Consider the following 13,632-nt stretch of genomic DNA (forward strand, 5'->3'; position numbering starts at 1 on the left):
GGAGCCGACCGCCCCACGCTCCCGCTTCGGCTCCGACCGGCAGTTGAACGTCCGGATGGTGGCCGTCGTGTTCCTGCTCGGGCTGCTGTACGTGGCGTTCGTCGCGGCACTGGTCGTGCTGCTGAAGTCCGTCGCCCTGGTGGTGGTAGTGATCGGCGGCCTGGTCTGCGCCCAGTACTGGTACTCCGACCGGATCGCCCTGTTCGCCATGCACGCCCACGAGGTGACCGCCGAGGAGCAGCCGGAGCTGCACGGGGCCGTCGACCGGCTGTGCGCCATGGCCGACATGCCCAAGCCCCGGATCGCGGTCTCCGACATCGAGCTGCCGAACGCCTTCGCCACCGGGCGCAACGCGGACCACGCCGTGCTCTGCGTCACCACCGGCCTGCTCCGCCGGCTCGAACCGGAGGAGCTGGACGGCGTGCTGGCGCACGAGCTGTCGCACATCGCCCACCGCGACGTGGCGGTGATCACCATCGCCTCCTTCCTCGGCATCGTCGCCGGGCTGGTCGTCCGCTTCGCCCTCTACTCGGGGCTGGCGCGCGGACGCCGGGCCAACCCGCAGATCGCGCTGGTGTTCGCGGCGGTGATGGGCGTCTCGATCGCCGTCTACGCGATCAGCTTCGTGCTGATCCGCACCCTGTCCCGGTACCGCGAGCTGGCGGCCGACCGCGCCGCCGCCCAACTCACCGGCCGGCCCTCGGCCCTGGCCTCGGCGCTGGTCAAGGTCAGCGACCAGATCGCCCGGATCCCGATGCGCGACCTGCGGACCGCCGAGACCTTCAACGCCTTCTTCTTCGCCCCGACCCTGGGCAAGGGGCGCAGCCTCTCGACCGTCTTCGCGACCCACCCGACGCTGGAGCGGAGGCTGGAGGCGCTGGCCCGGGTCTCCGCGCAGCTGGGCACGCCGGAGTAGGCGCCGGGAGCGCTCGCCCGGCGCCCGGCACGTCGGGCTGACCCGGCGGCGGCGCCCGGCGGCGCTCTGCTGCGGCGGCGCCCGGCGGCGGCACCCGGCTGCGGCACCCCGCGGCGGGGATGGCACCCGTTCGCCCGGTGACGCCTCCGGCCCCGGGGCCCCCGGGCGGGCCACCATGGCTGGAGCGTCACGGGACGGTGCTGCCCGGCCCGGGACGGGACGATGACCGGGCCGACAGCAAGGGCGTTCGAGGATGGCGGAGACGACCCCGGCGACACCCGGGGTGGTGTGGCACTGGTCGGCGGCGGTGCGGGGGGCGCTCTACGCGCTGCCGGCCGGGCTCGCGGCGCTGCACGACCCGGGCCGGGGCATGGCGCTGGCCATCGGCGTCCTGCCCGCGGCGGCGATCGGCCTGCTGCCCACCCGCCGGGCGCGGCCCGTGGTGCTGCTCGCCGGCCTGAGCGTGGCGCTGCCGATGGTGCTCGGCTCGCTGCTGGTCCAGGTCCGCTGGGTGGCCGTGGTCGGCGTGTTCGTGCTGGCCGTCGCGGCGGCCCAGCTCGCCGCGCGCCGCCGGTTCGGTGCGCTGGTGCTGACGCTCTGCCTGCCGATGGTCGGCGTCGGCTTCAGCTACACCGACATCGCCAGCGCCCTCGGCTTCACCGTGCTGATCCTGCTCGGCTCGGTCTACGCCTGTCTGCTGTCCCTGCTCTGGCCCGAGCATCCGGCACCGCCGAGGCCCGAGGCCGACCATCGACCGCTCACCCCGGCGCAGGCGCCGGACTACGGGCTCCGGCTCGGCGCGGCCGGGGCCACCGCTGCCGCCTGCGGGCTGGCCCTGGCTCCCACCCACCCCGGCTGGCCGGTCGCCGCCGCGCTGCTGGTGATGCGTCCCACGGTGGAGATGCAGCGGTTGCGCAGCGTCGGCCGACTGCTCTCGGTGCTGGTCGGCGGGGTCGCCGCGCTGCTGCTCCTGCGCTCGGTACCGCCGCACTGGGCCTACGGCTGCGCGGCCGTGGCCGCGATCACCGTCGGCGCGGCGACCCAGGGCAGCCGCTGGTACGTCCTGCCCGCCGTGCCCACCTTCCTGGTGCTGCTGCTCCTGCTGCACACCGACCCGGCCCAGGCCCACGGCCGCTTCGACGAACGCGTCGGCGCCACCCTGGTCGGCGTCGCCCTCGCCTACCTGTTCGGCCTGCTGCTCCCCCGCCTGCTGCACCGCGCACGCGCGTGATCGCGCGGACTGGCCCGGGCCGGTCCGCGCGATCACGGGGAGGTGCCTGGTCCGACCGGCGTCAGCCCAGTTCGTCGCTGAGGAAGTTCGCGCCGTTGTAGGAACCCCAGCCGGTCACCTTGTCGTAGCCGGTGCCCGCGCTGTAGGCGCCGTTGCTGCCGCTGGTGACGTCGTGGAAGGCGCTCTTGTAGTTCGCGGACTCGGCCAGCGTGTAGATGCTGGCGTTGGCGAAGCCGAGGGCCGGCTTGTTGAGCGCGGCGGCCTCGTCGTCGTAGATCGCGGTGAACGCCGCCCAGTTGGGCGCGGCGGCGCTGGTGCCGCCGTACTCCGCCCAGGCGCCCTCGGTGTAGATCGCCCAGCCGGTGCTGGGGTTGGCGTCGGCCGCGACGTCCGGGACGTCGCGGTAGCTGCCGCTGTTGACCGAGGTCTGGAAGCTCGGGGTGGCGAAGTAGGAGGAGATGCCGCCGCCGCTGTCGGACCACGCCTTCTCCGAGCTCCACGCGCCGGAGCTGGCGAGCTTGAGCGTGGTGCCGCCCGCGCCGGTGACGTAGGGGTCGGAGGCCGGGAAGTCCACGGAGGTGCCGCCGTTGCCGGCGTCGTCAGAGCCGCTGTCGCCGGAGGCCGCGTAGATGGACTGGCCCTGGGCGGCGGCCTCCTGGAAGTCGGTGTTCAGTGCGACCCGGTTGCTGGCGGTCTCCGCCGCCTCGTCCTGGCCCCAGCTGGTGGAGATGATCGGCACGTCGTCGCTGACCAGCTGGGCGTAGACGGCGGCCTCGCCGGCGTCGCTGTTGGGCGCCTCGTAGACCTTGATCGTCGCGCCGGGGGCGATCGCCTGGACCACCTCGATGTCCAGCTCGACCTCGTCCTCACCGGAGGTGTCGGTGGTGCCGCCGTCGGACTTGACCACCACCGGGGTCGACGGGGTCAGCGAGAACTTCTTGTCGTAGGTGGTGACGTCGGACTGGGTGAAGGCGGAGAACTCCTCCAGCGCCACGGTCTTGCCCGCACCGGTGTAGCCGGAGGCGATCGGGCCGGTGAGGTTGTAGCCCGAGCGGATCTGGGTCGGGGTGAAGCCCGCGACCGAGGCCTTCGGGGAGGCGGCGGGCCGGGTGGCCGGCGCCTTGACCGCGTCCTGGTGGGAGACCGCGTAGTCGGACAGCCCGGAGACGTCCGCGACGGCAGAGGCGATGGCCTCGGGCAGCACCGGGGCGTTGGTGTTGGCGTAGAAGCTGCGCTTGCCGGAGGCGTCGCGGTAGGTGGCGATGGTGGTGCCGAAGGCCTTCTGCACCTGGGCCGCGCTGCCGTGGGCGGTGAGCGTCAGCCCGTTGGCAGCGACCTTGCCGACCGCCAGGCCGTGCCCGGCGAGGTAGGCGGTGACCTGGGCGATGCTGTCCTGCGTCGCGCCGAAGCGCTGGGCGAACTGCTTGACCGTCAGGTAGTGCTTGTACTGGGCGGAGGCCGGGTCGGCCACCTGCTGGAGGAAGGTCTGCAGTCCGGCCTGGTCGCGCACCGCGAGGCTGACGGTGACTGCTATCGACTGGTTGGCCGCCACCGCACCGGTCCGGGTGGCCTGGGCGACAGCCGGGACCACGTCCCCGCGGAGGGAGACGCCGGCCTGGCCGAACGGGGTGGCCGCGTGGGCGGGGACTACGGCGAGCGCGAGGATCGGCAGCGGAGCGGCGAGCAGTCCGATGGCGTAGCGGAGAGGCAACTTCACAGGGGTCCTCCTGGGACAGGGAGCGCGCCCGACCCCTGACACCCGGTGAGGTGTCGGCGGTCGGTGCACCGGAAGCGGTCGGGTCCAACGCTAGGAACCCGGGAACCCTCCGATAAGCGGGATATCCCTTGCTTCTGATGTGAACCCGACATGTCTGTAGTGAGTCAGTCGTACGTCGGCCCGGAGCCCGGCTTCACCGCAGGCCCGGGGGACGCCGGACCGCCCCGGCCATGACTGTTGGACGGCGCTCGGCGGCAGCAGGAAATCCGATGGCAACGGTGCAGCAACTCTGTGAAGCCAGTACGGGCTTGGCAGGCTGGGCCCACTCAGAGCGTTGTGGTGAACCGCGCGTCGTTCGAGGCCCGCAGGTGGGAAGGGTGAGCGTTCGTACGCAGGTGCCTGTGACTGACCGGGCATGAAGCAACGGGCCCCTCGGTAGAGAGCTGGTTGTCGAGACCGCTGTCGCCCGAGGAGGCCCGTTGCCCGATCAGTCCAGCACTCTTGGTGCCGGCGAGTCCACTGCGCTCACTCGGGGGTGTGACTGCTACGTGCACCTGTACGGGGCGATCGGGGACGGGTGCCGCGCGCCGCGCTACGACAGCGACATGACGGACGCCGAGTGGGCGGTGATCCTCGTCGCGATGCCGATGCCGATGCCGGCGTGGCTGGAGGGCAGGGGCGGGCGCCCCGAGGCGCACTGCCACCGAGCAATGCTGGACGCGTTGCGGTACCTGGTCGACAACGGGGTGAAGTGGCGCAACCTGCCCGCGGACTACCCCTGGTGGCGGGCCGTGTACGACTTCTTCCGCCGCTGGCGCCGCCACGGCTGCATCCGCGAGCTCTACCAGCGCCTGCGCCGCACCTGGTGCGAGAAGCAGGGCCGCGGGCCGGAACCGGGCGCGGGCGTCATCGACTCGCCGTCCGTGGACGGCTCGGAGACCTGCCCGGCCGCCTCACGCGGATACGACGGCGGCAAGATGCGCGACGGCAGGAGGCGCCACGTCCTGTGCGACACCGGCGGGCGCTGCTGGAGGTCACCGTCACCGCCGCCGACGTGCACGACTCCAAGGCCGCCCCCGGCCTGCTCGGGGAGTTCATGACCGAACCCGGACGCCTGCTGGAGCTGGTCTGGGCGGACTCCGCCTACCAGGGCCCGGAGCTCGCCGACGCGTTCGCCGCCCACGGCGTGAAGGTGGAGGTCGTCAAGCGCACCGACTCCTCGTAGTGCCGAGGTCCTCAGGTTCGCACACACCGCGGACGCCGCGGTGTCCCTCGTCGTCGGCAACCTCCCCGCGGGGCTCGGCCCGGCCGTCGCCCACGAGCAGACCGGCCGCTGACGCGGACCGGACGAGCTCTATGACATCCGGCGCCATGACGTGAGCCGCGAGTGGCACCGGCGGCCCGCGTCGGCCCGGAGTCGCGGCCGCGCTGCTCCGTCATGAGTCACATCGCGTCAGGCGTGGAACTGACCGCTGCGGTACTCCTCGTGCGGCAGGGAGTCCCATTCGGTATTGGCGCCGTCGCGCGTCACCATGAACAAGGGCCGTGATCGAAGGACTTCCCCGACGCGTTGCCCGCGCATCACGACCCCGTGATCATCCGGTCCTGCGTAGCCCTCGGGTGTATAGAGAATGCGCCCATCCGCTCGGTCAACGCCCGCATCCGCAAAGCCGTCCGGGCCCGAGGGCATTTCCCGAACGAGCAGGCCGCCCTCAAGTGCGTCTACCTCGCGGTCATGAGCCTGGACCCGACCGGAACGAGCCGCAAACGCTGGGCCATCCGCTGGAGGGCCGCACTCAACGCCTTCGACATCGCCTTCGACGGACGGCTCTCCGCCGCCCGCTGCTGAACCCCATCAATCAACTTCCCACCGCTCGCTGGACAGACCCCTCCGGCTCGGGCGGCTTCCGGAGCTGTCGGTCAGACGCGTTTCACGAAGTGACGTAGGCGACATTGAAGGTGAGCTGCCCCTGCCCGATGCACCCGAGCTCCGTACCGACCGGACCCAATGAGGGTCTTCGAAGTTGAGCGGTGTGATGGCCCGAGTGACCTGATTGTCGGTCACCGTCGGTGAGGTCTGGGCTGGTTGCGGCCCTGGATGCAGAGCGCCCGTGGACCCCGACCACTTTCGTGGACACTGGAAGTAGTTCATCGCAGTGTCAAGTGGGAAGTGCACGATGGTTTCAAAGCGGAAGAAGTACGCTCCGGAATACAAGGCAGAGGCCGTAGAGCTTGTAGTGAGCTCCGGCCGGCCCGTGGCTGAGATCGCCCGGGACCTCGGCCTGAACGAGGGAACCCTCGGGAGCTGGGTAAATGCCGCAAAGAGGAACGGAAGCATCAAAGACAAGCTGCTTACTATCGATGAGCGCGTCCATATGAAGGAACTCGAAGAGGAAAACCGAAAGCTCCGAATGGAGCGGGATTTTCTAAAAAAAGGTGTGCCACGAACGCGGGAGGCGGCTTGAGGTAGTCAAGTAGCTGAGCGCGGTGCTGCACAGGAGATGAAGGACCGATGGCCCTTCGGAGCCGCCCTGCGGGGGGAGGCTTCAAACCGCCACATGCTGCGGAAGCGGTGACGCGACCGTGGTGAGCGACTGTGGAAAAGGCGTCCAAGAGGCGTCAGGTGGGGATCAGGAAGACGGAGCGCAACCCCTTTCGGGGGGCCACTGTTGACGCGTCGTTATTGATGAAACGGCATCAAAACCGGGTGTTACTTTTTGGCCCGGGATCAGCCTGGCGGGTGCCCGTCGATTGGCCAGGTGGTGCCCGGCGTGGAGGTGACGTGATCCTGATCTGCGGCTTCTGTGCGGAACGTGGGAAGGCACGGCCTGATGCCGTCCGACCGGCTGCTTCGGCGGACGGTCGGCGAAAGGGAGACTCCCGAGCGAAGACCTCGTGAGGGATTGAGTACCGAGGCAGGTCGTGTTGGCGGACCGGTTCGTAGTAGCGGTGAAGCTCCTGCTGGGCGCGGTGGGAGCGGAGCGAAGGGGCCGGATTGTCCGTGGTTCGTTTGTTTGGTCAACCAGGAGTTCCCTGGGAGGAGCTGCGTGAGCGAGCTGAAGTCTCCAGACAGGCCGTTCGATATCTCGAAGCGGGAAGTCTGGGAGGCGTATCTGAAAGTGAAGGCCAACAAGGGTGCACCGGGGGTTGACGGTTGCTCGATCGAGGAGTTCGAGAAGGATCTGAAGGGGAAGCTCTACAAGATCTGGAACCGGATGTCCTCGGGAAGCTACTTTCCGCCTGCGGTGCGAGCGGTGGAGATCCCCAAGCCGAACGGCGGAGGGGTTCGTTTGCTCGGAGTGCCCACGGTCGCGGACCGGATCGCCCAGACGGTGGTGGCAGCCCATCTGGAGAGACGGGTGGAACCGGTGTTCCATCCCGACTCCTACGGCTACCGCCCCGGACGGTCGGCCCTGGACGCGGTCGCGGCCTGCCGGGAGCGCTGCTGGAAGAAGAACTGGGTCATCGATCTCGATGTCGCCAAATTCTTCGACACCGTGCGCTGGGACCTCATCGTCAAGGCGGTGGAGGCGCACACCGATGCCCGCTGGGTGCTGCTGTATGTGCGGCGATGGCTCGCCGCCCCACTGCAACTGCCCGACGGGACCTTGCGCGAGCGGACGTTGGGAACCCCGCAGGGGTCTTCGGTTTCGCCCGTCCTCGCGAACCTGTTCATGCACTACGCGTTCGACATGTGGCTGGCCCGGGAGTATCCGGGCGTGCAGTTCGAGCGCTACGCGGACGACGCGGTGGTGCACTGCGTGAGTGAGTACCAGGCCCGCGAGGTGCTGGTGGCGCTGACGCACAGGATGGAGGAGGTCGGGCTGCAACTGCACCCGGCCAAGACCAGGATCGTGTACTGCGGGACCGGGAGGCGGGCCGGCGGAGTGACCGCCGGATCGTTCACCTTCCTCGGGTTCACTTTCCAGCCGCGAGCGGCCAAGGACCGGAACGGGGAGTTGTTCACCTCGTTCCTGCCCGCGGTCAGCAAGGATGCCCTGAAGAAGATGAGCGCGGAGGTCCGCTCCTGGCGGCTTCATCGGCTCATCGGCCTCACGCTGGCAGAACTGGCCCGCAGGATCAATCCGATCGTGCGCGGCTGGATGCAGTATTACGGGGCGTTCTACCGCACCGAGCTGTATCCCCTCCTGCGGCGCATCAATCACTACCTGATGCGCTGGGTCCGTAAGAAGTTCCGGCGGTTGAAGACCTTCAAGAAGTTCCACAAGGCGTGGAAGGGGACCACCAAGATGTGGCCGCTTCTGTTCGCGCAGTGGAAGTGGGTCCATTCGTTCTGGTGACCAGGACAATAGGAGCCCGGTGACGGGAGACTGTCACGCCGGGATCTGTGGGAGCCCGGAGGTGTGATTCCTCCGGGCCACCCGACCAGCGGCGTGGTTTGCGAGCCAGAATCAATAAAGTTCGCCTTTATCCTGCAAGTCAGAGACGAGCAGGCTGGCAAGCCGCGCCGCTTCAGGTATCCCATCAACTTCATGTGCCAGATGCTGCATGTATCTCGAGCCGGCTTCTATGCGTGGATCGGCAGGGAGGAGTCCCGGCACGCGCGGCGCGATGTCGAGCTCACGCGACTCATCATCGCCATCGACAAAACGAATAAGGGAAGGTACGGAATCGATCGGATACACGCCCAGCTGGCCCGCCAGGGCGAGCGCGTGTCGCCCAAGCGTGTCCGGCGCCTGGCCAGGGCTGCTGGACTGGCCTGCGTCCACCCCAGCCCCTACAGGGCCACCACCCTCCAGGACCCCGCGAACCGACGGGGCCTGGTGGATCTCGTCGAGCGCAACTTCGTCCCGGAAAAGAAAGACCAAATATGGTACGGGGACATCACATATATTCATACCGCAGAGGGCTGGGCCTATATGGCCACGGTGATCGACGGATACTCGCGCAAGCTCATCGGCTGGTCCATCGCTGACAATATGCGTGAAGACATGGTGGTCCAGGCGCTCGATATGGCCATCCGCAACCGCCGGCCAGGCCAGGGAGAAGCCGTGATGCACACGGATCGTGGCAGCCAGTACACCGGCAGTAGATTTCGCGACCACTGCCTTGACAACGGGGTCATCCCTTCGGTAGGAAAGACGGGGATCTGCTTCGACAACGCTGCGGCCGAGTCCTTCAACGCAACCCTCAAGAAGGAACTCATTCACCTGCATGTATGGGCAACAATCAAGCAGGTCAAAACCGCCATATTTGAATATGTCGAGTCCTACTACAATAGAAGCAGGATTCAGCGGGAACTTGGCTACCTATCGCCCTATGAATTCGAGAGCAGGTCTACATTTAGAGTGTGTCTCATGTGGTGGCTGACTGACATGCGTCATGATTGACCTTCATGGGGGTTGATCTGTCGCAGCGGCTGGTTCCTGACGGCCTGTGGGAGCTTGCCGAACCTTTGTTGCCCGTGTTCTCACCGCGTCGTCAGGTTGGTGGGAGTGCGCCGTTGGACGACCGGGCGGTGTTCACGGCGGTGGTGTACGTGCTGACCAGCGGGTGTGCCTGGCGGCCTCTGCCGCCGTCGTTCGGGGTCTCGCCCGCGACCGCGCACCGCCGGTTCGCGGCGTGGACCAGAGCCGGCGTGTGGCCGCGGCTGCACCGAGCGGTCCTGGATCGACTAGGCGCGCTGGGCGAGCTCGACTGGACCTCGGCCATCATCGACGGTGCGTCGGTGCGGGCGAAAAAAGGGGCTCGCTGACCGGGCCGAATCCGGTCGATCGCGGCAAACCCGGCAGCAAGCTGCACATCCTGTCCGAAGCGCAGGGCATACCCCTGATCGTTGGTGTCTCCGCCGCGAACACCCACGACAGCCAGGCGCTCTCAAGCCCCTGGTCCTGGGCCTGCCGGCGATCCGCTCCCGTCGAGGGCCACGCCGCCGACGCCCCTCCAAACTCCGCGGCGACAAGGCCTACCACTCCGCCGACCACCTCTCCTGGCTACGCGAACGCGGAATCGTCCCACGCATCGCCAGACCGGGCATCGAGACCTCCACCCGCCTCGGCCGCCATCGCTGGAAGATCGAACGCACCATCGCCTGGACCTTCGGCTACCGGCGCCTGACCATCCGATACGAACGCGAAAGCAGCCACTTCCTCGCCTTCCTCGGCCTCGCCGCCGCACTGACCTGCTACAAGAAGCTGGCCAAACTCACCACATGAGACACACTCTTAGCGCAGCACTAGCAGTATAGAAGACTGTCTTCGAAATCGGTCGGCCTCCAGTTGTGAACAACACCATCGTTACGAATACCACGGTCGCAGCCGCCACATCGGCCGCAGCTACAGCATTCGCGAATTCCACAGGGCTAACCGGATATAACCAATCACACCCGAAAAGCTGCGGAGTCTTCTGCTCGGTCGGCGACTTCGTGAAGTCGGCAGTCAAGTCGAAACTCCAGTCATTCGCCTCAGGATTTCACACTTCATCACTTTTTGAGAATCTTGGCACGGCGCTGAATTTTGCGGGAGGAATCGTTAGCCTTGGCGCAATGTTCGGGTGTGCTGCATGTGCGGCCGTAGGAATGGGGCTCTCGTTGGCTTCGGCGGGTGCGTATGCGTTGGCCGGCGACAAAGCCGGAGCGGTGAACGCCCTCGGGGCAGCGGCTGTATCGTTCTTTGGCGGCGCTCTTGCAGCGAAAATCGTTGAGGTTGGAGGCACTGCAAGTCGTGTGGCGGTGGTGAGTTCAATGGCAATTAAGGCCACGACATACCTCGAAACGAAGAATATTTGCGGCTTCGAAGCTGGCTGTGGGACCATGTGAGACTAAAGCTGCTGTCAAGATTCTTGATCTAACGTCAGGGGTGCAGTTAATGTTGAGTGCGTCGAATATTCCGCGTGGAGAGTCGGCCAGGCAAATGTGGGCGAGGCTTTCGCGAGGCGAGCGCATGAGTATTATAAATGAGGCTGGGCGGGGGCGTGCCGTCGCAGATGAACGACTGGCTGCTACAGCAGTTGGTTGGGCATGGGAAATTCTCGGGGATCCAGAGCACCGCAGGGAGGTCAGTCGGTGGACGGTAATATTCGATTTTATGACCGGCTTGGCTCTCGGCGTTGGCAATGCAGCCAGGCCCGACATCTACGACGGATCACAGTCCCATGACCTTAACCCGTTTGTGCGGAGTTCGGCACGGGAGGTAGAGAAAGCTAATCTGGTAAGCGATTGATATCTGGGGCCGATGTCCTCGATGGGAATCCTCTTGGGCGTGGAGTACTGATCTTTAGAACCACTCTTGACGATCTGTCAGGGTGGGTATAGAGGCGGTATGGCGACTTCGAATGGCGCCCGTTGGGGGCCGGGTGAGCGTGAGGCGCGGCGCAGCGCATGCGGGCCGCTGACCTGTTCGAACAGGGTGTGAGGCAAGCGGATGTCGGCCGGCTGCTGGGGGTGTCGCGGCAGGCTGTCGGCCAGTGGCACGCGGCGTGGCTGGAGGGCGGCAGCGGGGCGCTTGTGGCGCGGACGGGCAGTTCCCACGCGTACCTGACGCCACTGCAGGAGCAGGAGTTGCTGCACGAGTTGCGGCGGGGGCGTCTGCGCACGGCTGGGATGATCAGCGGTGGACGCTGGCGCGGATCGGACGGGTGGTCGAGGAGAGGTTCGGGGTCCGGTTCTCGATACCGGGCGTGTGGTATCTGATGGACCGTCTGGGCTGGTCGTGGCAGGTGCCGAAGACGCGGGCGACGCAGCGGGACGAGGAGGCGATTGCCGCTTGGCGCACGGAGACGTGGCCGGCGGTGTCCCATCCGCGCAAGCCGTGACCGAAAGGCGCTGGGTTGTCTTCGAGGACGAGTCCGGTGCGGCGCTGAACGGGCTGGTACGCCGTACGTGGGGCCAGCATGGCGTCACGCCGGTGGTGAGGCTGAACGGTTCGCGCGGGGCCCGGGAGAACATGGCGGCGTTCGTGGCCTACCGGCCCGGCTTCGCGCCGAGGCTGCTCGTGTGGCACAAGAGCCGCGAGGGGTACACCAAAGAGCACTTCCCGCTCCTGCTGACCATGCTGCACGCCCGCCTCGGCGGACCCGTCACCCTCATCTGGGACAACTACTCCAGCCACACCAGCGCGCAGGTACGCGAGTGGGCCAAGGGGCAGGAGCGCTGGCTGCGGATCGTCCCGCTGCCAGCGTACGCACCCGAGCTCAACCCCGTGGAACTCCTGTGGAAGATCGTCAAGGATCTCCTCGCGAACCGCGCATTTCGTTCGATTCACGAGCTCGCGGAAGCCGCCGACGCCGCGCTCAGCAAGATCAAGCACTCCCCGCACCTCCTGCACGGATTCTTCACCGGAACCGGCCTGGCATTGCTGGAAGGACCTGGTCCAAGGTGGTCCGGCGCGTCGCCCTCGCTGCTGACCTGCCGCGCTTCTCCACGCACACCACCCGGCACCTGTGTTTGACCGACCTGGCGAGGATGGGCTGGGAACTGCACGCGATCGCCACGTTCGCCGGACACCGCAGCACCGAGTCGACGCTGACCTACATCCACCTGTCCGGCCGGGACCTGGCGGAGAAGCTGAATCGAGGCATGCAGCAGATCCATTCCTGGCGCTTGGACATGCTCACCCGGGCCGCCCAGAGCGCAGGGACGGTCGCCCGGTGACCGCCCAGCCGATCCCAACGACCGCACCCCTCTGGGCACGGCCGGTCGACCTCACCCAGTATGACCGCCGTGGTCTGCTCACCGAGGCCGAGACGGAGGCCCTGCGGTTCGGTGCGCGGCCCTGGGCCCGGTGCTGCCCGCACAGCCAAGGCGGCGGTGAGAGCAGCAGTGGACAGGTGTCAGCGCCGACACCACCCCGCGCGCCGCCAGCGGCGACGCGCGGTTGAGCGGTGACAGGCAGCCGCTGTTGCCGAGCGGTCGCAGGCCGGCGCAGGTAGTTGAACACGAATCGATGAATCGCATTCAGCTGGATCCAATGGCCTGCTGATGCAGAGTTGACGTTTGATCATCAGCAGCGGAAGAATGGGCCCATGTCACACCTAGGCGCTACAGGCGCCATACCGAACATTCTCTTCAGCGCGGCTATTGTGGCTCTGGGATTTTTTTTGTTGACGGGGGGGCGGGCTGCTCGCCTGAGTCGCCTCCTTGACCATAGAGCCACAAAAAGTCGGCTCATTTCTCGCAATTACTATTCGGCCCGCATAATTATGTCGATCGCCGTACTTATACTACTCTCCGGCGCCTTCGATCTAATCAGATCGATTATTTCCCTGACTTAGAAAGGGCGGGATTCTTTGCCAGTGGAGATTGGCGATATATATTTTCAGCTCCAAATCGGCACATACTCCACACCCAAGAGGATTCCTGTCGAGATTACGGAAAATATGGCGACCCGCTTAGCATAGGGGAGCATCTCTTCCGGCCTTTCTGTTGGATCTATCCCCTGCCTACGATATTTCCGCGCTTTTAGGCCGAGAGCCAGGGTGATCACGCCAGCCGCTAGCATGGCATCCGAGTAGAGAATCAGCTCGTGAGCTACAGGCCGATCTCGCAGCGAGCCGATGAGTAGCGCCGCACCCATACCCATGAATGCGGCAAATGTAGCGGCGGCTATCGCCCGCCACCCGGTTCCCATTATCGAAATTGGTGCCGCGAAGAATACGGTTGATGCTGCGGCTATGAAGTAGATGGATCCGGTCGAGATGTGACTCTCGAGGGTTCCGCTCGCATATGTAAGCATCGAGGCCTCACGGGTTGGCAAATTGCGTGTAGTCCAACGGAATGTCGGCGGAATATTGAACTCTCCGCCAACATCC

Annotated in this window: 13 protein-coding genes and 4 pseudogenes; 15 read left to right on the top strand and 2 right to left on the bottom strand. The window is 66.5% G+C overall.

Annotation, left to right across the window (positions count from 1 at the left end):
- Positions 1–16: 16 nt before the first annotated feature.
- Both htpX and BS75_RS04405 read left to right on the top strand, forming a co-directional pair.
- Positions 17–916, top strand: a pseudogene (gene htpX, locus BS75_RS04400) (zinc metalloprotease HtpX); the annotation flags it as partial.
- Positions 917–1,169: 253 nt separating this feature from the next.
- Positions 1,170–2,147: an FUSC family protein gene (locus tag BS75_RS04405; protein ID WP_034087254.1), complete on the top strand. Its 978-nt coding sequence runs from the start codon at positions 1,170–1,172 to the stop codon at positions 2,145–2,147.
- A gap of 61 nt (positions 2,148–2,208) precedes the next feature.
- Here the strand turns inward: BS75_RS04405 and BS75_RS04410 are convergent, their stop codons facing one another.
- Positions 2,209–3,864, bottom strand: a complete 1,656-nt coding sequence (locus BS75_RS04410; protein ID WP_052069169.1) for a S53 family peptidase — start codon at positions 3,862–3,864, stop codon at positions 2,209–2,211.
- A 605-nt stretch (positions 3,865–4,469) separates the two neighbouring features.
- On the opposite strand from BS75_RS04410, the gene BS75_RS43165 reads away from it, so the two are divergent.
- From BS75_RS43165 to BS75_RS46025, 13 genes and pseudogenes are all read left to right on the top strand, one after another.
- A complete protein-coding gene (locus BS75_RS43165; RefSeq protein ID WP_152646389.1) occupies positions 4,470–4,964 on the top strand; it encodes a transposase in 495 nt (164 codons plus the stop codon).
- Positions 4,919–5,089, top strand: coding sequence for a hypothetical protein (locus BS75_RS51305; RefSeq protein ID WP_331281399.1), 171 nt, complete (start codon positions 4,919–4,921; stop codon positions 5,087–5,089). Before BS75_RS43165 ends, BS75_RS51305 begins: the two co-directional genes overlap by 46 nt.
- 40 nt (positions 5,090–5,129) lie before the next feature.
- Positions 5,130–5,201 (top strand): hypothetical protein, encoded by a 72-nt coding sequence (locus tag BS75_RS52105; RefSeq protein ID WP_369405925.1) that lies wholly within the window; start codon positions 5,130–5,132, stop codon positions 5,199–5,201.
- Between the two features lie 284 nt (positions 5,202–5,485).
- Positions 5,486–5,713, top strand: a pseudogene (locus BS75_RS47795) (transposase); the annotation flags it as partial.
- Between the two features lie 328 nt (positions 5,714–6,041).
- Complete coding sequence (locus BS75_RS46010) at positions 6,042–6,329, top strand: transposase (RefSeq protein ID WP_081982091.1); 288 nt, start codon at positions 6,042–6,044, stop codon at positions 6,327–6,329.
- Positions 6,330–6,911: 582 nt separating this feature from the next.
- The gene (ltrA, locus tag BS75_RS04420; protein WP_034087255.1) at positions 6,912–8,165 is read left to right on the top strand and encodes a group II intron reverse transcriptase/maturase; all 1,254 of its coding nucleotides are present in this window, start codon (positions 6,912–6,914) and stop codon (positions 8,163–8,165) included.
- A gap of 192 nt (positions 8,166–8,357) precedes the next feature.
- Positions 8,358–9,215 carry an IS3 family transposase gene (locus BS75_RS04425; protein ID WP_034092394.1) on the top strand — a complete coding sequence of 286 codons (858 nt, stop codon included), beginning with the start codon at positions 8,358–8,360 and terminating at the stop codon, positions 9,213–9,215.
- A 5-nt stretch (positions 9,216–9,220) separates the two neighbouring features.
- Positions 9,221–10,040: pseudogene (locus BS75_RS47800) on the top strand (IS5 family transposase).
- A 65-nt stretch (positions 10,041–10,105) separates the two neighbouring features.
- Positions 10,106–10,642 carry a hypothetical protein gene (locus tag BS75_RS47805; protein ID WP_152646408.1) on the top strand — a complete coding sequence of 179 codons (537 nt, stop codon included), beginning with the start codon at positions 10,106–10,108 and terminating at the stop codon, positions 10,640–10,642.
- 561 nt (positions 10,643–11,203) lie between these two features.
- A pseudogene (locus BS75_RS52110) lies at positions 11,204–11,326 on the top strand (helix-turn-helix domain-containing protein); the annotation flags it as partial.
- Positions 11,302–11,637: a helix-turn-helix domain-containing protein gene (locus BS75_RS51310; protein WP_267970555.1), complete on the top strand. Its 336-nt coding sequence runs from the start codon at positions 11,302–11,304 to the stop codon at positions 11,635–11,637. The pseudogene BS75_RS52110 and the gene BS75_RS51310, both read left to right, overlap by 25 nt.
- Complete coding sequence (locus BS75_RS04440; protein ID WP_052069171.1) at positions 11,634–12,272, top strand: IS630 family transposase; 639 nt, start codon at positions 11,634–11,636, stop codon at positions 12,270–12,272. The genes BS75_RS51310 and BS75_RS04440 overlap by 4 nt, the downstream gene beginning before the upstream one ends.
- Positions 12,200–12,475: a tyrosine-type recombinase/integrase gene (locus BS75_RS46025; protein WP_231607677.1), complete on the top strand. Its 276-nt coding sequence runs from the start codon at positions 12,200–12,202 to the stop codon at positions 12,473–12,475. Before BS75_RS04440 ends, BS75_RS46025 begins: the two co-directional genes overlap by 73 nt.
- Before the next feature lie 664 nt (positions 12,476–13,139).
- Here the strand turns inward: BS75_RS46025 and BS75_RS47810 are convergent.
- Positions 13,140–13,556: a hypothetical protein gene (locus tag BS75_RS47810; RefSeq protein WP_152646409.1), complete on the bottom strand. Its 417-nt coding sequence runs from the start codon at positions 13,554–13,556 to the stop codon at positions 13,140–13,142.
- Between the last annotated feature and the right edge of the window lie 76 nt (positions 13,557–13,632).

The organism is Streptacidiphilus albus JL83 (assembly GCF_000744705.1).
Lineage (GTDB): Bacteria > Actinomycetota > Actinomycetes > Streptomycetales > Streptomycetaceae > Streptacidiphilus > Streptacidiphilus albus.

Coding starts and splice junctions, on each gene's coding strand:
- BS75_RS47810 (WP_152646409.1), bottom strand. CDS start 13,556: ATGCTTACATATGCGAGCGGAACCCTCGAGAGTCACATCTCGACCGGA.
- BS75_RS04425 (WP_034092394.1), top strand. CDS start 8,358: ATGTGCCAGATGCTGCATGTATCTCGAGCCGGCTTCTATGCGTGGATC.
- BS75_RS43165 (WP_152646389.1), top strand. CDS start 4,470: ATGACGGACGCCGAGTGGGCGGTGATCCTCGTCGCGATGCCGATGCCG.
- BS75_RS04405 (WP_034087254.1), top strand. CDS start 1,170: ATGGCGGAGACGACCCCGGCGACACCCGGGGTGGTGTGGCACTGGTCG.
- BS75_RS46010 (WP_081982091.1), top strand. CDS start 6,042: ATGGTTTCAAAGCGGAAGAAGTACGCTCCGGAATACAAGGCAGAGGCC.